Raw genomic sequence first — 17,569 nt, 5'->3', positions numbered from 1 at the left:
GTCATGGCTCCTATTTTCCCTGCACAGATCCCTACCGCCGCTGGTCAGAAGATCGGCCCGGACCTCGCTCGTTCGTGGCTTTTGACGAACGCTGCGCACCCTGATCGCTTCGCTGAGGCTGAAGAATCCGCCGCCGATGTGGTGGTTTTGGACATCGAAGACGCCGTCGCTCCCAAGGATAAGGTTGCCGCCCGTGAAGCCGCGGTCGAATGGCTGACGACGGGCCACACGGCTTGGGTGCGCATGAACGGCTATGCGACCAAGTACTGGGAAGGCGATGTTGAGGCTCTAACTCGCACGCTGCCGGCCGCCGTGGGCGGCCCTGTGGCTGAGGGCGGCCTAGCGGGCGTGATCCTTGCGATGGTTGAATCGACCGACCACGTCAACGAGACCGCACGTCGGCTCCCGGGGATCCCTGTGGTTGCTTTGGTTGAGACGGCGCGTGGCTTGCAGCGTATTGATTCGATCGCCGCGGCGAAGGGTACGTACCGTTTGGCGTTCGGGATCGGCGACTTCCGGCGCGATACCGGTATGGGTGACGGCCCGATGGCGCTCGCTTATGCGCGTTCGCAGTTCACGATCGCGCCCCGAGCGACCGGCCTGCCTGGCCCAATCGACGGCCCGACCGTGGGGACGACGGGTCTCAAGCTCGCCGAAGCCGCCGCGGTCACGACCGACTTCGGCATGACCGGCAAGCTGTGCCTGGTTCCGGAGCAGACCGCAACCATCAACGAGGGCCTCTCTCCTTCCGGCGAGGACGTTGCGTGGGCGCACGAGTTCCTCGCGGAATTCGAGGAAGACGGCGGCGAAATCCGCAACGGCTCCGACCTTCCGCGCCTTTCCCGCGCGAACAAGATCCTGGAGCTTGCGCAGGCCTACAACGTGCACTGGCGGAAGGCATCCGATCCGGCCCCGGCCCCATCGGACACCTACCACTACTAGATGTTCGCGTCCGCGGCTCATCAGGGCCGTGGACCCGCACATCGCAGACCCGACCGCCGCGGGCTGGTCGTTCGTTGCTACGTCTTGTTGCTACTGCGCGACGGGCCCGCGGCGTAGCGCGAGCTCCGCGAAGAGCCGCGCTCCGCGGCCGAGCACGCGGTCGTCAAAGATCGCGTGCGGCGAGTGGTTGCCCGGCACCTTAGTGGGGTCTTCGCCTTGGGTCACAGCACCCAGGAAGATGTAGGCACCCGGAACGCGCTCAAGCACTTCGGAGAAATCTTCCGATCCGGCTTCGGTACGCGGAAGCTCCCGGTAGGCGTGCTCCCCGAACAGGTCACGCGCGGTCTCCGCGACGTAGTCGACGTGTGCGGCGGAGTTGACCGTCACCGGGAAGTCGCATTCGACGCTGTAGCTTGCGCTCATACCGTGCGCTTCCGCGATGCCCTTCGCGACTTGCTTGACCGCCGGCACGAGCTTTTCGCGCGAGGCGGGGCTGAAGGAACGCAGCGTGACTTCGATAGTCGCGGTGGACGGGATGATGTTCGCGGCTGAGCCCGCCTTGATCGACCCAACCGTCACGACGACGGGGTCGAACGCGTCGAACTGGCGGGTCACCATGGTCTGCAGGCCAAGGACGATCTCTGCCGCGACTGGCACCGGGTCCGCGGCTTGGTGCGGGGCAGAGCCGTGGCCGCCTTTGCCATGGACCGTGATGACGAGGTCATCGCATCCGGATTGGATGGTTCCCGGCTTGGAGACGAACGTTCCGTGTGGGTAGCGGTCGGCGTACACGTGGATCGCGTACGCTTCATCGACCGGCTGGCCCGCGGCTTCGAGCAGGCCTTCTTCGATCATGATTTTGGCGCCGCCAGCGGTTTCTTCGGCCGGCTGGAACATGCCCACAACATCGGCGGTGAGTTCCTCGCGACGTTGCGCAAGGTACAGCAGGGCACCCACGAGGCCCGCGGTGTGCATGTCGTGGCCGCACGCGTGCATTTTCCCGACTTCGGTCGGCGAATATTCGAGCCCGGTTTCTTCCGTGACAGGTAGCGCATCCATGTCACCACGAAGCAGAACCACGGGGCGGCGCGTGCCTTCAGGCAACGGCGCGGCGCCGCGCAGGACTGCCGTCACAGAAGACTGGGCCTTCCCGGTATGAAGCTCGATCCCCTCGGTGCCCTCGAGCGCATCCAGCACAGCCGTTTGGGTCACTGGCAGGTGCCGGTCCAGCTCCGGATTCGCGTGCAAATAGCGGCGCAACCTCACGATCTGCTCGTTGAGTTCTGCTGGGATCGGCTCGTGTGCCGTAGTCGAATTGGCGGTGCTCATGATGGAATTCCTTGGCTTGCATCCGTGAACGGCGTCACAGCCAGTGTAGTGGGTGGCCGTGACGCAGCGCCGAGCCGTGACGCAGCGCCGAGTTAGGGCAGTGCGTTCCGGATGTGGTGCAAGTGGGCTTCTTGGGCTGGGGTGAGGTAGCGGATGTCGCAGTTGCTCAGGCCCGGGTTGCTGATGTTCCACTCGTCCAGGGTGTTGAGGAGACAACGGGTGGTCGAGCCGTGGGATACGGCGATGACGCGCTGGCCGGGGTTGCCCTGGAGCGCTTCGGCGAGCGCTGTTACGGCCCGGTGGCCGGCGTCTTTCGAGGATTCGACTCCTTCGAGAATTCCGAGCTCTTTACCGCGGGCCTCGATCTCTTCGACGTTGGGTAGGTGCGCCGGGAAGAGATAGGTGAAGGTCTCTTTGTCGAGGTCGCCGTAAGCGCGGCCCTCGTAGGGCCCGTATGAGCGTTCCTTGAGCCCGGCGACGACGCGCGGCGCCTCAAGCCCGAGGTGTTCAGCGATGATCTCAGCGGTTTCGCGTGCTCTGAGCTGCGGGGAGGTGAGGATAACGTCCCACGGGCTACCCCATTGTGATGCGGCATCAGTTCGCAGGGTTTCTGCGGCGGCGCGGGCCTGTTCGATGCCGGTTGCGTTGAGTGGCACCTCGCTACTCCCCTGGAAACGGCGTTCCTTATTCCAGTCGGTCTGGCCATGCCGGACCAAAGCAAGCGAGGGGATCTGAAGTGGGCTCGTGCTCATACGTCCAGCTTAAGCCGCGCCACGCATCGTGCGATGACCCTGCCCACCCATGCCGCACCATTCCCTGCGCGCCTTAGTACGTCATACGCGTTTGCCCTGGCTGTGGTGCGTGCGCATAATGGTGGCTGACCATCTAGAGCGGTCGAGGGACCTGGCCCTGTGACACCGCAGCAACCATCGACGCAGCGCCACCGCTGCAGCGAATGGTGCTCATGCCGGGATCGATGGAGTTAAAGGAGTTCCATGTCTTCTGCCGACCGTCAATTCGGTTTCCGTACCCGCGCTCTGCACGCGGGTGCCACCCCTGATTCGGAGCACGGTTCGCGTGCTGTCCCGCTGTACAACACGACGTCGTTCGTGTTTGAAAACGCGGACGATGCGGCAACGCTGTTCGCGCTGCAAAAGTACGGGAACGTGTATTCGCGTATCGCTAACCCTACGGTCGCGGCGTTCGAGGAGCGCGTGGCTTCGCTTGAGGGCGGTATCGGCGCGGTTGCGACGTCCTCGGGTATGGCCGCTGAGTTCATCACGTTCGCCGCGCTGTGCCAAGCCGGCGATCACGTGGTCGCGTCCTCGAAGCTCTACGGCGGAACCGTAACGCAGCTCGACGTCACGCTGCGCCGCTTCGGTGTAGAGACCACGTTCATCGACTCGACCGAGGTCGAGGATTTCGCCGCCGCGATCCAGCCGAACACCAAGGTCCTCTACACCGAAGTCGTAGCGAACCCGTCCGGGGTCATCACCGACATCGAGGGCCTCGGCGCCCTCGCCCACGAACACGGCATCCCGCTCGTTGTGGACTCAACCCTGACCCCGCCGTACATTTTCCGTCCGCTCGAGCACGGCGCGGACATCGTGATCCACTCAGCCACCAAATTCCTGGGCGGCCACGGAACCACGCTGGGCGGCGTCGTCGTTGAATCCGGCCGTTTCAACTGGGGCAACGGCAACTTCCCGTCCATGACCGAACCGGTCCCTTCCTACGGCGACTTATCGTGGTGGGGCAACTTCGGCGAGTACGGTTTCCTGACGAAGCTGCGCAACGAACAGTTGCGTGACATCGGCGCGTCCCTGGCGCCGCAGTCCGCGTGGCAGCTGCTCATCGGCATCGAAACCCTGCCGCAGCGCATGGACGCGCACATCGCCAACGCCCGCAAGGTAGCGCAGTGGCTCGCTAACGACGACCGCGTCGAGTGGGTCTCCTACGCCGGCCTCGAAGACCACGCCTACCACGAGCGCGGCAAGCAGCTGCTGCCGAACGGCGTCGGTTCCGTGTTCAGCTTTGGCGTCAAGGGTGGGCGCGACGTCGGGGCTGAGTTCATCGCGAACCTGCAGCTGGCCAGCCACCTGGCTAACATCGGCGACGCGAAGACCCTCGTGTTGCATCCGGCGTCCACGACGCACCAACAGCTCAGCGCCGAACAGCTCGTTGCTGGCGGGATCGGTGAAGACCTGATCCGTATTTCGGTGGGTCTTGAGGATGTTGAAGACATCATCTGGGACCTCGACCAAGCGTTGGAAGCCGCCGTGAACGGTGCCGCGAACGGGGAGGAAGCGTAATGAGCAACGAAACCGCCACTACTGAAGCGAATAGCACGTGGGTTGGCCCGTCCGCCCCGCAGCGGCTGAACCTGTTGCGTGCCGCGAAGAGCGTTGCGATCGTCGGCGCCTCCACGAACCCTGCGCGTGCCGCGTACTTCGTGGCGACCTACCTGCAGTCTTCCGCGCCGTACAAGCTGTACTTCATCAACCCGCGAGCCACCGAGCTGTTGGGTGAGCCGGTCTATCCAAGCCTCGATGACCTGCCAGAGGTGCCCGACGTCGTGGTTGCGTTCCGCCGCAACGAAGACCTCCCGAGCGTGGCTGAGGACGCCGTGCGCGTGGGCGCGAAGGTGTTCTGGGCGCAGCTCGGCCTGTGGAACGAGGAAGCGGCCCGCATCGCGGAGGCCGGCGGACTCGCTGCTGTGATGAACCGGTGCATCAAGATCGAGCACGCACGCTTCCACGGCGGGCTCCACCTCGCAGGCTTCGACACCGGGGTCATCTCCTCGAAGCGACAGTTGCGCGCGTAACGGCCGCGGTTGCCGCGGCGCGGTTCACAGTCGGTGTTGCAGGCCTCACCGTGCGGCGTGCTGACGAGAAACCGCCGGAACTGGTGCCAGAATAGAGGCATGTCTGCACGCAACAAGATTCGCTCCAAGCTCGGCCTGCCCCCTCTCCCGGGGCGTTCGAGTCATAAGCGCACCCCTGTTGCTTCCCGGACCCCTCACGTGCCGAAGGACAACATCCGTGCTGTCTCTTTCGACAGCGAAGGCGCGTTCCCGCTGACCGGCGCCCACACCATCGAGACTGCAGGCAAGTACTCCGAGGAGCACCCTGACCAGATCGTCGTGATCTCGATGGATAAGCCGACCGATCAGCAGATCGAAGAGCTCGCCGAAGCCTGGGATCTGCACCCGCTGTTGCTCGAGGATCTGCAGGCGCCGTCGCAACGCGCTAAAGCGGAACGGCAAGGTGACACCTTGTTCGTCGTGACCCACTCCGTCGCGTATCAGGACGACATCGAAGAGGTCGTGTTCGGCGAGTTCAACCTCTTGATGCGAGGCAACCAGGTGGCGGTTCTGTGTCAGGACCAGGCGGCGGTGCGTGCGTGGCAGGCGAAAGGCTTCCGGCTTGAGCACCGCTTCGGCGAACAAAACGAGCTCCTCCAGCACGGCCCTGAAGCCGTGTTGCACGCAGTGCTCGATGCGGTTGTTGACGGATACGGCCCCGTGCTGCGTGGCCTCGAGACTGACAAAGAGGAAATTGAGCGGCAGGTGTTCTCAGGTGACCCTGCGGCTGCCGAGCGCATTTACCGCTTGTCCCGCGAGATCATCGAGCTACGCCAAATGTCTAACGGCTTGGCGACCGTGATCCGCCGCCTGTTGATCGGTACTACCCGGTACGGGACCGACGCCGAACTGCGGATGTACCTCGACGACGTCTCCGACCACTTATCACAGATCATCCCGGACATCGCCGAACTACGCGACGCTCTGAACCAGATCCTGCAGGTCAATGCGACGCTCGTTTCGCAGCGGCAAAACGAAGACATGAAGAAGATCTCCGGCTGGGCGGCTATCATCTTTGCGCCCACGCTCATCGGCGCGATCTACGGCATGAACTTCACCAACATGCCCGAACTCGAATGGAGCTTCGGCTACCCGCTCGCGCTCGCAGCGATGTTCGGGTTCGCGGCGTTCCTGTTCATCGTCTTCAAAAAGAAAGACTGGATGTAGCGGCGCCGCCCGCGCGGCGCTGAGTCCTTAAGCCAGCTGACCCCGCGGGCCGGGCAGGCCGACGCCGCGGCTAGCCCGCGGTCAGCAATCAAGCCTGTGGTCAGCGATCAGGCCTTTGGCGCATCGACCCCTAGGCGGCGGTTCTCAAGAACCGGCAAGTATTCGCGCACGTTCTTGAGCTTCTTGCGGCCGACCTTGCCCGTGACCAAGCCGTACGGCTCGTCCTCGAGGTAAGCGACAGGCTGCGCCAACGGATCCAGAATGACCGAGTAGCCGATCGTCTGATTCGACGCCGTACCGGCGGCGACAACCCACACCGTGTTCTCCACGGCCCGAGCCTTCAGAAGCGTCTGCCAGTGGTCAATCTTGTTCTCGCCCTTGTACCACGCAGCCGGAACCAGCAGAACATCAGCGCCAGCCAGGGCGAGGTTGCGGGCGAGCTCAGGGAAACGGACGTCGTAGCACGTCATCATTCCGAACGTCAGGTTCCCGTACTTGAACGTCGCAACCTGGGACGGGTCGCCAGCCGAAATACGGTTCGATTCCTTGAACGTGAACGCGTCATACAAGTGGATCTTGCGGTACGTCTCTAGCTCCGCGCCATGCGCATCCACAGCCAGAAGCGTGTTGTACGGCTTGCCGTTCTCATTCGGTTCATAGCCGCCCACCACAACAGCGATGCCGTGGCTCGCCGCGATCAGGCCAACCTGGCGGGCGAAACGCTCCCAGCCCTTCTCAACAAGGTCAGCGAAATCATCGCCAGCCTGAACCAGCGACAGCATCGATTCCTCTGGGAACACGATCATGTCCGCCTTCTCAGAGGCGGCCTGCCGCGCCAACTTATCCAGTGTTTCGAGGTTCTCGAAGACATCGGCGGTCGGGCTGAACTGGCCAACGGAAATCTTCATCGCGTTCTCCTTGCTGTCTGCAACAAGCGGTGTGAGGCCTACTCTACACACTCAGGGGTAAAGCACAGCGTGCATAGAACAAACGCTCTATGCACGCTGGCTTCACATGTTAGTAACGGTCTTTTTCAAGACCCGATGGGGTCAGTTGTCCTCAACCGGGCCGATCAGGTCGCGCACGACGATGGTCGCGTCACGGTCCGGACCCACGCCGATCGTGGAGAAGCGGCAGCCCGACATCTCCTCGAGCGCCTTGACGTACTTACGCGCGTTTTCCGGGAGGTCATCGAGCGTGCGGGCGCTCGAAATGTCCTCGGTCCAGCCGTCGAAGTATTCGAAGATCGGCTTAGCGTGGTGGAATTCCGACTGCGTCATCGGGACTTCGTCGTGGCGCACGCCGTCGACGTCGTACGCGACGCACACAGGGATCTTCTCGATGCCGGTCAAAACGTCGAGTTTGGTCAGGAAGTAGTCGGTGAAGCCGTTGACGCGGGACGCGTAGCGAGCCATCACGGCGTCGTACCAGCCGGTGCGGCGCGGACGGCCAGTGTTGACGCCGAACTCGCCACCCACGGTGCGCAGGCGTTCGCCCATGTCGTCGAACAGCTCGGTCGGGAACGGGCCGGCACCCACGCGGGTCGTGTAGGCCTTGATGATGCCGATCGAACGCTGGATGCGGGTCGGGCCGATGCCCGCACCCACGGACGCGCCGCCGGCGGTCGGGTTCGAAGAGGTCACAAACGGATAGGTTCCGTGGTCGACGTCCAAGAACGTTGCCTGACCGCCCTCCATGAGGACGACCTTGCCCTCATCGAGCGCCTTATTGAGTTCGAGCTCAGCGTCGATCACCATCGGGCGCAAGCGGTCAGCGAAGCTCAGGAAGTATTCGACGATCTCCTCGACCGTCACCGCGCGGCGGTTATACACCTTGACCAGGAGTTCGTTCTTCTGGCGCAGCGAGCCCTCGATCTTCTGACGCAGGATCGATTCGTCGAAGATGTCCTGGACACGGATGCCGAGGCGGCCGATCTTATCCATGTAGGTTGGGCCGATGCCGCGGCCAGTGGTGCCGATCGCGCGCTTACCCAAGAAGCGTTCCGTAACCTTATCCAGCGTCTGGTGGTACGGGGCCACCAAGTGGGCGTTCGCGGAAACACGCAAACGCGACGTGTCAGCGCCGCGGGCCTCAAGCGCATCGATCTCCTCGAAGAGCGCCTCAAGGTTCACAACGCAACCGTTACCCAAAACAGGGATCACGTTCGGGGCCAAAATACCTGCCGGGATGAGCTTGAGCTCATACTTTTCACCACCCACCACAACGGTGTGGCCCGCGTTGTTACCGCCATTCGGCTTCACAACGTAATCAACACGACCACCTAGCAGGTCGGTTGCTTTGCCTTTGCCTTCATCGCCCCACTGGGCGCCAACAATAACGACGGCCGGCATGCATCTACTCCTCGCGCACATGTGCTCTAGTGCGTTGGCAGGGAAACACCCTCATCGTCGGCGCACGCTCCAGCGCGCGCTTTCGACTGAGGGTCTTACTCGCTGATTCTATCAATCCCAGACCCACACAGCTTGAGAGCCGAAACCAACGTCAACACGGCGAACGACGACGCCATCACAGCAACAGGCCAGATGTGCCCGCTGGTCATCGTGAGCATCGCGGACCCGATGAGCGGCGCCGAACCCGAGAACACCGACGAGGCGACCTGATAGCTCAACGAAATGCCCGTGTACCGGACCTCGGGCGGGAATGACTCCGAGAGCAAGCCCGCGAGCGCCGAGAAATACAGCGCGTGCGGGATCGTGACCGCGAAAATCCCTGTGACCGCAAGCGCAGGGTTGCCCGTGCTGATCAGAACGAACATGAGCGGGAGCAACACGATCTCAGGGATCAGCATCGCGGCGACCGTACGGCGGACGCGGCCGCGCTCCTTCGCACGATGCACCAACAGAGCACCCAGCGGCTGAACACAGAACTGAACCACCAAAGCCGCCGTGACCATAGCAAGGAAACCCTGCCGCGTGAACAAGCCCGCATCCGTGGCCCACGACAGCGCGAGCGTGGCCTTGAAATACGTGACCGTGGTCGCCAAAACACTCGCGCCCACGCCCCAGAGAACCATCGCCTTATGCTCCCGGAACAAAGTCACGATGGGGGCCTCGCGGCGAGCGCGCTTGTTGCGGTCTGGTGCAGGCTTGGTTGCGGTGGCGGCGGAGGCAGCCGACTTGCCGGCGCGTGAGGCGCGGGCGGGAGCGGCGTTGAGGTCGTCATCGTGGCGGTGGAGGTTGCCGCGCATCATCGCCGGGGATTCCTCGACGGAAACCCTGATCCACAGGCCTATCGCCACGAGTGCGGCAGAAACCAGGAACGGGATGCGCCAGCCCCACGTGAAGAACGCGTCGTCGGGAAGCATCGCAACCAGAAGCCACATACCGGAGGCGCACAGGTTGCCCGCCGGGGAGCCTTGTTGCGCGAACGCAGCATACAGAATCCCCCGGTTGCCAGGGGCGTGCTCCGCGGCGAGCACCACGGCACCGCCCCATTCGCCGCCCATCGCAACGCCCTGCACCAGCCGCAGAACAACCAGGGCTACCGGCGCCCACCAGCCCACCACGTCGTAGGTTGGAAGCAAACCGATCGCGGTAGTGCACCCGCCCATGAGCAACAGCGTTGTGATGAGGGCGTTCTTGCGGCCAAACGTGTCACCCCAGTGGCCGAAGATCACGCCGCCGAGCGGGCGGGCGAGGAAGCCAGCCCAGAACGTCGCGAAAGACGCGAGGACACCGAGCTCCCCCGGGAAAAACAGCGGCCCCAGGACGAGAGCGGCCGCGGTTGAATACGTGTAGAAGTCGTACCATTCGATGGTCGTGCCGATGAACGCCGCGAAACCCGCTTTACGGGCTTGCCGCGTGCGTTCCGGCGCCGGCTTATCTGTGGCGCGGCTAGTCTTTGAGCCACGCCAAGATTGCATCACGATCCTCATCTATCCGTGGCGGCTCCTTGCGATATGCAGGCTCCGCGTCTGAAAGCCACAGCGGCGTACGCACCGTAGGCACCCCATCGGGATTGCCTTCCGGCGTCATCACCGGGTCCAAGCCGAGCGAATCAGCGAAAGCAACACCCTCGTCGACCCCAAGGATCGGCGACGCCGGCAGCCCTACCTCGCGGAAGGTTGCGGCCCACTCGTCGGCCGTGGCGCGGGCGAGCTGCTGTTCAAGCAGGGGGCGCAACGCAGCACGGTTGCGGTTGCGGGCGGGCATCGTTGCGTAATCCTCGTTCTCCGCGAGCTCTGGCGCGCCGAGCACCTTGGCGAGCAGCGTGAACTGGCGGTCGTTGCCTACGCAAATCACCACATGCCGGTCGGCGCACATGAACGGGCCGTACGGGAACAGGCTCGGGTGGTCGTTGCCCATGCGGAACGGGACCGCGCCCGCGCCGACGAAGCCCGAGGTTTGATTCGCCAGCCCCGACAGCGCGGAACTCAGGAGGTTGACTTCGATGTGCTGGCCGCGGCCCGTGTGTTCGCGCTGGCGGAGGGCGGCAAGGACGCCGACGGCTGCGTGAAGGCCGGCCATGATGTCGAAGATCGCGACGCCGCCGCGCTGCGGGTCGCCGTCAGGTTCGCCGGTGAGGGACATGAAGCCCGAGGTCGCTTGAGCCAACAGGTCGTAGCCGGGCATGTCCGCGCCACCGCGGGAACCGAAACCCGTGATGCTCGCGTGGACGACGTGCGGGTGCTTGTCTCGGACGCTCTGCGGGTCGAGGCCGAATTGCTTGAGGCCGCCGGGACGGAAATTCTCCATGAAAACGTCGGCTTTGGCGACGATGCGGTGGGCGGTTTCGAGGTCGTGTTGGTCTTTGAGGTTCAGGGCGATTGCATGCTTGTTGCGGTTGACGCCCAGGTAGTAGGTGGCTTCGCCGTCGCGGGCCGGGGGTTGCCACGTGCGGGTGTCGTCACCGCTGGGAGACTCAACCTTGATGACGGTCGCGCCGAGGTCAGCGAGAAGCATCGTCGCGTACGGACCCGCAAGAATACGGGTGAAATCCGCGACGACGAGACCCTCCAGAGGGCCCTGAACCTGACCTACATTCTGGGCCGCGTCGCGGCCCAGAACCTGACCTACACCTGATGTGAGCATAGTCACATGACATCACGGCGAACCCGAGCTGTCCAGAATCTTGACGGAGTTTAGGTCGGCGCGCGGCGAGAGGGGTGCGAACGCGACTGCCGTGCCGAGACCGCGGGCACGGGCGCCAGCGGCGCACCCCGGCCTCAGCTTTCCGCCGCGCGAGCCCGCTTCAGCTTTCCGCCGCGCACCATCCGGTGGCAAGATGGAGCCTAGGGTGTGACCCACGCAACAGACCTGCTTGCGTTAGGGCCGCATCGTGCGCTGACCACCAACGCAACCAACCACGAACGCAACGGCCGCGGCGTAGCACGTGCCGCATCGGCATCATCACGGAAGGGAACCCATGCCACGCAACCGGACAGACCTCATGAACATCGACGGGATGCTTAGCGAAACCGAGCGCGAGACCCGCGATCGCGTGGCGGCGTTTGTGGACGCCGAGATCCGGCCGCACATCGCCGACTGGTTCGATTCCGCGACGCTTCCGGTTGAGTTGCTGCCGAAGATGGCGGCGGAGGGGCTGTTCGGGATGCACTTGAGCGGCTACGGGTGCGCGGGGCGGTCCGCAGTCGAGTATGGGCTTGCGATGCAGGAGCTTGAAGCCGGGGATTCCGGTTTGCGCACTGTGGTTTCGGTGCAGGGTTCGCTCGCGATGTCGGCGATCTATAAGCACGGTTCCGAGGAGCAGAAGCAGCAGTGGCTTCCACGGATGGCCGCGGGTGAGGTGATCGGTTGCTTCGGGTTGACGGAGCCGACCGCGGGCTCTGACCCGGTTTCGATGCTGACGCGCGCCCGCTGGGTTGACGGCGACTGGGTCCTGGATGGGGCTAAGCGGTGGATCGGGTTGGCGTCGATCGCGCAGGTTGCCGTGATTTGGGCGCATGTGAGCAACGAGGACGCCGCGGCCGCTGGCGTTTTGGATGAGTCCCGTGTGAAGCCGGGCGTTGATTCGATGGTGCGCGGGTTCATTGTGCCGACTGATTCGGAAGGGTTTGTGGCGACGCCGATCACGCAGAAGCTTTCGATGCGTGCTTCGTTGCAGTGCGACATCACCCTGGATGGGGTGCGGCTTGGCCCGGATGCGGTGCTTCCGGGGGCTCAGGGGTTGAGTGGGCCGCTCGCGTGCTTGAATGAGGCGCGGTACGGGATCGCGTGGGGCGCGATGGGGGCTGCGCGGGATTCGATTGAGGCGGCGCTGGGGTATGCGTTGGAGCGTGAACAGTTTGGGCGGCCGTTGGCGGCGTTCCAGTTGACGCAGGAGAAGCTCGCGCGGATGACGGTCGAGCTGAATAAGGGCCAGCTGTTGGCGTTGCAGTTGGGGCGCGCGAAGGATGAGGGGACGTTGGAGTTCCACCAGATTTCGGTTGCGAAGCTCGCGAACGTCAAGACCGCGATCGAGATTGCGCGGGAGGCGCGCACGGTGTGCGGCGGTAACGGGATCACGTTGGATTATTCGCCGCTGCGGCACGCGAACAACCTCGAGTCGGTGCGCACCTATGAAGGCACCGACGAGGTGCACACGCTGATCCTGGGTGAAAAGCTCACGGGCATCAGCGCCTTCGCAAGCTAGCGGGGCGGTGCGGACGCGCCGCAAGCGGCGCGAAACCGCGGTTTAAACATCTTCGGCATCAAAATTGCTGTAAAAAAATTAATGCTCTCGCATAAATTTGCAGCAATTTTGATGCCGAAGGTTAAAAAAGGGGGTTAGTTGGCGGCGAGCTTCGCTTCCGCTTCCGGGTCCGAATCGCGCAAGAAATCACTGATGCGCTGAACCTCTTCGGTTTCACCAATCCGCTCGGCAGCGAGCTTCAACTGATACAAGCAACGCAAAAACCCACGGTTCGGTTCGTGCTCGTACGGAACCGGGCCCTGCCCCTTCCAGCCAGCACGACGCAACGCATCCAAACCACGGTGGTAACCCACCCGGGCAAACGCGTACGCCTCAATGTCGCGGCCATCGGCGGCAGCATCCTCAGCCATCAAAGCCCACGGAAGCTGCTCGGCAGGGAACTGACGCACCAAATCCTCAGCCTCATCGCCCGCATCGTACCGGGCCACCAACTCAGGGTTCTCAGGGATTCGCGTCTCCGGGATCCCCAACAGGTTACGGCCGATCATTACTTGATCGCCTTCCCTGCGGAACCGAGGTCCTGGCACGCCTCAACCACGCGGTCAGCCATCGACTTCTCAGCCGCAGCACCCCACGAACGTGGGTCGTACAGCTTCTTGTTGCCGACCTCGCCGTCAATCTTGAGCACGCCGTCGTAGTTGCGGAACATGTGCTCAACCACTGGGCGGGTGAACGCGTACTGCGTGTCGGTGTCGATGTTCATCTTGATGACGCCGTAGGAAACCGCGTCCGCGATCTCCTGCTCGGAGGAGCCGGAACCGCCATGGAACACAAGGTCGAACGGCTTGTCCTTGCCGAGGCGGCGGCCGATTTCGTCCTGGATTTCCTTCAACAGCTCTGGGCGGAGCTTGACGTTACCCGGCTTGTAGACGCCATGAACGTTACCGAACGTCAGAGCGGTCATGTAGCGGCCGAACTCACCGGAGCCGAGCGCCTCAACGGTTGCGGCGGCATCGTCGATGGTCGTGTAGAGCTTTTCGTTGATCTCGTTCTCAACGCCGTCTTCCTCGCCACCGACAACGCCGATCTCAACCTCAAGGACCTGCTTGTTCGCCGCGGTGAGCGGGAGCAGTTCGCGCGCGATGCGCAAGTTTTCGCTCAGCGTCTCAGCGGAGCCGTCCCACATGTGGGAGTTGAACAGTGGGTCGCGGCCGGCCTGAACCTCCGCCTTGGAGGCCTCGATGAGCGGCATCACCCACGAGTCGATCTGTTCGCGTGGCGCGTGGTCGGTGTGCAACGCGACGGTGATCGGGTAGTTCTTAGCGACCTCACGCACGTACGCGACGAACGCGAGAGAACCTGCGATGCGGTCCTTCACGGTGGAACCGGAGAAGTACTGCGCGCCACCGGTGGAGATCTGCAGGATGCCGTCAGAACCTGCTTCCGCGAGGCCGGCGAGCGCCGCGGAAACCGTCTGGGAGCTGGTCACGTTGAACGCAGGGTAAGCGAATCCGCCGGCTTTGGCGGTGTCGAGCATCTGGTTGTACTGGTCCGGTGTTGCAACACCCATGTGGGCTCCTTCTATATAGGGGCTGGCGCGGCTGTCTAGGCGCACGATGCGCTGGCCGGTTTGGTCTTGGCGTGCCGGCCGGCGTGTGCGCACGTAACGGTTCCGCTGGAAGGCGGTGCCGCTGTCTTCCTCTATGCTACCGACCCGCGGTGGTGCAGCGCTGCGTTGAAGCGCTGGGGTGGCGCGGTGGTGTTGGCGTTTAGGGATGTTGGTTGAAGACGTGTTGGCGGATCCAGGCGTGCATCGCGATTCCGCTGGCGACGCCGGCGTTGATCGAGCGGGTTGATCCGAATTGTTCGATCGAGAGGGTGTCGACCGCGGCGGTGCGCATCTCTTCGGAGAGTCCCGGGCCTTCTTGGCCGAAGACGAGCACGCATCGCTCTGGGAGGTCGTAGGTTTCGAGTTGGACGGAGTCGGGGAAGATATCGATCCCGAGGATCGGGATGTTTTCTTGCCGAGCCCAGGCCACGAAGTCTTCGACGGTCGGGTGGTGCATCACGGTCATGTAGCGGTCGGTGACCATGGCGCCGCGGCGGTTCCAGCGGCGACGACCCACGATGTGGACGGCGGCTGCGTTGAATGCGTTGGCGTTGCGGACGACGGTGCCGATGTTGAAGTCGTGTTGCCAGTTTTCGATGGCGATGTGGAGCGGGTGGCGGCGGGTGTTGAGGTCGGCGACGATGGCTTCGTGTTTCCAGTAGCGGTATTCGTCGAGGACGTTGCGGCGGTCGCCGTGGGCGAGGAGTTCGGGGTCCCAGTGGTCGCCTTCGGGGTGGGGGCCTTCCCACGGGCCGACGCCGACGACGTGCTCGGGGGTTTCGTTCTCGTCCGGTGTTTGGTTCTCGCTCACGGGATACAACTGTACGTCCCCCGTTTTAATCTTGGGCAACGTAATTGCTGAAATAACGCTGCCCGGTTCGAGAACCGAAACAACCTTGAGCAACGTGAGTGCTGCTATTTTTGCGCAGCCACCCTCCGTTTTAACCTTCGGCATCGCTAGTGCTGTTATTTTTCGCCGCGGGTTCCGCTGCCACTGCGCCTTGGTTTGGTGCGACCGCGTGCCTTGGTGGTGTGGCCGTGCCCCTTGGCACGGCTGCCGCCTCCCCTGCCGCTGCCAGCGGTAGCGGCAGGAGCACTACCAACGAAATAACTACAATTTCTGTGCCGAAGGTTAATCTGGTGGGGTTAAGCCTCGGAAGTTGGGGTTCCGTCGTGGCCCTCCAGCAGGGTCGCGAAATCCACCACATCCGTCAGCTCATTCCCGGACGTCCGCTGACGTCTGTCCTTACCGGCCGGCTGCTGCATCGCCGTGAATCCAGCAACTGTGTTGCCGAAACTCATCATCGCTTGAGTGAGCTCATCCGCCGCCTGCGCGATACGGCCCTCAAGATACTTCGCCGCATCGGACCCGAAATCTTCGGTCGCCGCGAACACACCAGTCGGGACCACGGTCGCGTGCAGGTACGCGAACATCGGACGCATCGCATGATCGATCACCAGCTGATGCCGCGGCGTCCCCGCCGTCGCCGCCGCCAACACCGGCACACCCCGCAACGTATCCACATCAAGCGAGTCGAACAGCATCTTGAACAGCCCCGACATGCTCGCGGTGAACACCGGCGTCACCGCAACGACTCCATCGGCCGCCGCAAGTTTTGCGCGCACCTCAGTCAGCTTCGGGGTCGGCATCCCGCCGGTCAGCATCGTCTGCGTGAGGTCTTGAGCGATCTCACGGACCTCAATGACCTCCGCCTCAACGTCTTCGCCGCGCGCGGTCACCGAGGCGCGGACGGCGTTGACGATCTGATCGGTCAAAAGCCTGGTGCTCGATGGCTGCGAAAGCCCCGCTGTTACTGCAGCAAGTTTGAGTGCCATGTCTCCCCCTCTTAGTTGTTGCTCTCCGCCGCTTCGGCCCGCTTCGCAGCTTCCGCCGCGCGGGCCACCGGCGAGGAGATCACCTGGTGGTAGTCGTGATCCTTCGGCAGGGCGGCGAGCTCTTCGTGGCTTGGTGCCCGCGACGGGACGCCGGCAGGTCTGCGCGCCTCGAATTCGCGGCGGAGCACGGGCACGATGTCGCGGCCGAGGATCTCGATCTGCTCCAACACAACCTCTTCCGGCAGGCCTGCGTGGTCGATCAGGAAGCCTTGCCGCTGGTAGTCGCCCACGGCATCGGCGAATCCAAGCGTCCGTTCGATCACTTGTTCCACGGTACCGACGGTCAGCGGGGTGTCCCGCGTGAACTCTTCAAGCGACGGCCCGTAACCGTAGACGGGCGCCTTGTCGAAATATGGACGGAAGAATTCCTTGGCTTTCTTCTCAGTTTCGCCTACGAAGATGTGCCCGCCTAGGCCGACGATGGCTTGCTCGGCTCCGCCGTGGCCGTAGTGTTCGTAGCGTTGGCGGTAGAGCTGAACCATGGATGCGGTGTGTTCCATGTTCCAGAAGATGTTGTTGTGGAAGAAGCCGTCGCCGTAGAACGCGGCTTGCTCGGCGATTTCTGGGGAGCGGATGGAGCCGTGCCACACGAATGGTGGGGTGTCGTCGAGTGGTCGGGGCGCGAGGGTGAAGCCGTGGAGCGGGGTGCGGAATTTACCTTCCCAGTTCACGGTTTCTTCGCGGAAGAGTTTGCGCAGCAGGTGGTAGTTCTCGATGGCAAGTGGGATGCCTTGGCGGATATCTTTGCCGAACCACGGGTAGACGGGGCCGGTGTTGCCGCGGCCCATCATGAGGTCGATGCGGCCGCCGGATACGTGTTGCAGCATCGTGTAGTCCTCGGCGATGAGGACGGGGTCATTGGTGGTGATGAGTGTTGTTGAGGTGGTGAGTTTGATGCGCTCGGTTTTCGCGGCAATGTAGGCGAGGTTGGTGGTTGGTGAGGACACCACGAACGGTGGGTTGTGGTGCTCGCCTTGCGCGAAGAAGTCGAGGCCAACTTCTTCGGCTTTGATCGCGTATTTCTGGATGGACCGGAGACGTTCGTGTTCGGTCTGGATTTTGCCGGTGGTGGGGTCCGGGGTGAGGTCTCCGACGGTGAAGATACCGAATTCCATGGTGGTTTCTCCTAGATGCCGGGGCTTAAACCCCGA

17 protein-coding genes and 1 riboswitch are annotated in these 17,569 nt (G+C 63.3%); of the genes, 5 read left to right on the top strand and 12 right to left on the bottom strand.

All coding sequences use genetic code 11. The features are described 5' to 3' along the window. Positions 1-3: 3 nt before the first annotated feature. Entirely contained in the window at positions 4-942 is a 939-nt protein-coding gene (locus CAY35_RS07385; RefSeq protein ID WP_109303993.1) for an HpcH/HpaI aldolase/citrate lyase family protein, read from the top strand. Positions 943-1,032: 90 nt separating this feature from the next. On the opposite strand, the gene CAY35_RS07380 is transcribed toward CAY35_RS07385, so the two are convergent. Then, a complete protein-coding gene (locus tag CAY35_RS07380) occupies positions 1,033-2,271 on the bottom strand; it encodes a M20 metallopeptidase family protein (protein WP_109303992.1) in 1,239 nt (412 codons plus the stop codon). A 92-nt stretch (positions 2,272-2,363) separates the two neighbouring features. Beyond that, complete coding sequence (locus CAY35_RS07375) at positions 2,364-3,023, bottom strand: histidine phosphatase family protein (protein WP_109303991.1); 660 nt, start codon at positions 3,021-3,023, stop codon at positions 2,364-2,366. A gap of 126 nt (positions 3,024-3,149) precedes the next feature. After that, positions 3,150-3,254: riboswitch (SAM riboswitch) on the top strand. A gap of 12 nt (positions 3,255-3,266) precedes the next feature. Here CAY35_RS07375 and CAY35_RS07370 point away from each other — a divergent pair. The 3 genes from CAY35_RS07370 to CAY35_RS07360 all read left to right on the top strand — a co-directional run bounded on the left by CAY35_RS07370 (position 3,267) and on the right by CAY35_RS07360 (position 6,301). Further along, positions 3,267-4,583, top strand: a complete 1,317-nt coding sequence (locus CAY35_RS07370; protein WP_109303990.1) for an O-acetylhomoserine aminocarboxypropyltransferase/cysteine synthase family protein — start codon at positions 3,267-3,269, stop codon at positions 4,581-4,583. After that, positions 4,583-5,095: a CoA-binding protein gene (locus CAY35_RS07365; protein WP_109303989.1), complete on the top strand. Its 513-nt coding sequence runs from the start codon at positions 4,583-4,585 to the stop codon at positions 5,093-5,095. The genes CAY35_RS07370 and CAY35_RS07365 overlap by 1 nt, the downstream gene beginning before the upstream one ends. 99 nt (positions 5,096-5,194) lie before the next feature. Then, the gene (locus CAY35_RS07360) at positions 5,195-6,301 is read left to right on the top strand and encodes a magnesium and cobalt transport protein CorA (RefSeq protein ID WP_109303988.1); all 1,107 of its coding nucleotides are present in this window, start codon (positions 5,195-5,197) and stop codon (positions 6,299-6,301) included. A 107-nt stretch (positions 6,302-6,408) separates the two neighbouring features. On the opposite strand, the gene CAY35_RS07355 is transcribed toward CAY35_RS07360, so the two are convergent. The 5 genes from CAY35_RS07355 to CAY35_RS09620 form a co-directional block, all read right to left on the bottom strand. Beyond that, on the bottom strand, positions 6,409-7,209 hold the full coding sequence (locus tag CAY35_RS07355) for a carbon-nitrogen hydrolase family protein (RefSeq protein ID WP_101629768.1): 801 nt from the start codon (positions 7,207-7,209) through the stop codon (positions 6,409-6,411). Between the two features lie 141 nt (positions 7,210-7,350). Further along, complete coding sequence (locus CAY35_RS07350) at positions 7,351-8,652, bottom strand: adenylosuccinate synthase (protein WP_109303987.1); 1,302 nt, start codon at positions 8,650-8,652, stop codon at positions 7,351-7,353. A 95-nt stretch (positions 8,653-8,747) separates the two neighbouring features. After that, a complete protein-coding gene (locus tag CAY35_RS07345; protein ID WP_109303986.1) occupies positions 8,748-10,184 on the bottom strand; it encodes an MFS transporter in 1,437 nt (478 codons plus the stop codon). Further along, a complete protein-coding gene (locus CAY35_RS07340) occupies positions 10,156-11,352 on the bottom strand; it encodes a CaiB/BaiF CoA transferase family protein (RefSeq protein WP_109303985.1) in 1,197 nt (398 codons plus the stop codon). The genes CAY35_RS07345 and CAY35_RS07340 overlap by 29 nt, the downstream gene beginning before the upstream one ends. 200 nt (positions 11,353-11,552) lie before the next feature. Beyond that, a complete protein-coding gene (locus CAY35_RS09620) occupies positions 11,553-11,693 on the bottom strand; it encodes a hypothetical protein (protein ID WP_181377524.1) in 141 nt (46 codons plus the stop codon). Between CAY35_RS09620 and CAY35_RS07335 the strand changes: the two genes are divergently transcribed. Next, complete coding sequence (locus tag CAY35_RS07335) at positions 11,687-12,913, top strand: acyl-CoA dehydrogenase family protein (RefSeq protein WP_109303984.1); 1,227 nt, start codon at positions 11,687-11,689, stop codon at positions 12,911-12,913. The genes CAY35_RS09620 and CAY35_RS07335 overlap by 7 nt on opposite strands. 134 nt (positions 12,914-13,047) lie before the next feature. Here CAY35_RS07335 and CAY35_RS07330 read toward each other — a convergent pair whose 3' ends face one another. From CAY35_RS07330 to CAY35_RS07310, 5 genes are all read right to left on the bottom strand, one after another. Then, positions 13,048-13,461, bottom strand: a complete 414-nt coding sequence (locus CAY35_RS07330) for a DUF3151 domain-containing protein (protein ID WP_101629764.1) — start codon at positions 13,459-13,461, stop codon at positions 13,048-13,050. Next, complete coding sequence (gene fbaA / locus CAY35_RS07325) at positions 13,461-14,483, bottom strand: class II fructose-bisphosphate aldolase (RefSeq protein ID WP_101629763.1); 1,023 nt, start codon at positions 14,481-14,483, stop codon at positions 13,461-13,463. Before fbaA ends, CAY35_RS07330 begins: the two co-directional genes overlap by 1 nt. 199 nt (positions 14,484-14,682) lie before the next feature. Then, complete coding sequence (locus tag CAY35_RS07320; RefSeq protein WP_258265693.1) at positions 14,683-15,333, bottom strand: TrmH family RNA methyltransferase; 651 nt, start codon at positions 15,331-15,333, stop codon at positions 14,683-14,685. Between the two features lie 335 nt (positions 15,334-15,668). Continuing rightward, positions 15,669-16,358, bottom strand: a complete 690-nt coding sequence (locus CAY35_RS07315) for an FMN reductase (protein WP_109303983.1) — start codon at positions 16,356-16,358, stop codon at positions 15,669-15,671. An 11-nt stretch (positions 16,359-16,369) separates the two neighbouring features. After that, complete coding sequence (locus tag CAY35_RS07310) at positions 16,370-17,533, bottom strand: CE1758 family FMN-dependent luciferase-like monooxygenase (RefSeq protein WP_109303982.1); 1,164 nt, start codon at positions 17,531-17,533, stop codon at positions 16,370-16,372. Between the last annotated feature and the right edge of the window lie 36 nt (positions 17,534-17,569).

This window comes from Pseudoglutamicibacter cumminsii (assembly GCF_003143995.1).
Lineage (GTDB): Bacteria > Actinomycetota > Actinomycetes > Actinomycetales > Micrococcaceae > Pseudoglutamicibacter > Pseudoglutamicibacter cumminsii_B.
Note: the sequence above shows the minus strand (reverse complement) of the source record. Positions and strands in the feature narration are given on the sequence as shown.

Coding starts and splice junctions, on each gene's coding strand:
- CAY35_RS07340 (WP_109303985.1), bottom strand. CDS start 11,352: ATGCTCACATCAGGTGTAGGTCAGGTTCTGGGCCGCGACGCGGCCCAG.
- CAY35_RS07315 (WP_109303983.1), bottom strand. CDS start 16,358: ATGGCACTCAAACTTGCTGCAGTAACAGCGGGGCTTTCGCAGCCATCG.
- CAY35_RS07335 (WP_109303984.1), top strand. CDS start 11,687: ATGCCACGCAACCGGACAGACCTCATGAACATCGACGGGATGCTTAGC.
- CAY35_RS07350 (WP_109303987.1), bottom strand. CDS start 8,652: ATGCCGGCCGTCGTTATTGTTGGCGCCCAGTGGGGCGATGAAGGCAAA.
- CAY35_RS07345 (WP_109303986.1), bottom strand. CDS start 10,184: ATGCAATCTTGGCGTGGCTCAAAGACTAGCCGCGCCACAGATAAGCCG.
- CAY35_RS07355 (WP_101629768.1), bottom strand. CDS start 7,209: ATGAAGATTTCCGTTGGCCAGTTCAGCCCGACCGCCGATGTCTTCGAG.
- CAY35_RS07370 (WP_109303990.1), top strand. CDS start 3,267: ATGTCTTCTGCCGACCGTCAATTCGGTTTCCGTACCCGCGCTCTGCAC.
- CAY35_RS07380 (WP_109303992.1), bottom strand. CDS start 2,271: ATGAGCACCGCCAATTCGACTACGGCACACGAGCCGATCCCAGCAGAA.
- CAY35_RS07360 (WP_109303988.1), top strand. CDS start 5,195: ATGTCTGCACGCAACAAGATTCGCTCCAAGCTCGGCCTGCCCCCTCTC.
- fbaA (WP_101629763.1), bottom strand. CDS start 14,483: ATGGGTGTTGCAACACCGGACCAGTACAACCAGATGCTCGACACCGCC.
- CAY35_RS07365 (WP_109303989.1), top strand. CDS start 4,583: ATGAGCAACGAAACCGCCACTACTGAAGCGAATAGCACGTGGGTTGGC.
- CAY35_RS07375 (WP_109303991.1), bottom strand. CDS start 3,023: ATGAGCACGAGCCCACTTCAGATCCCCTCGCTTGCTTTGGTCCGGCAT.
- CAY35_RS07330 (WP_101629764.1), bottom strand. CDS start 13,461: ATGATCGGCCGTAACCTGTTGGGGATCCCGGAGACGCGAATCCCTGAG.
- CAY35_RS07310 (WP_109303982.1), bottom strand. CDS start 17,533: ATGGAATTCGGTATCTTCACCGTCGGAGACCTCACCCCGGACCCCACC.
- CAY35_RS07385 (WP_109303993.1), top strand. CDS start 4: ATGGCTCCTATTTTCCCTGCACAGATCCCTACCGCCGCTGGTCAGAAG.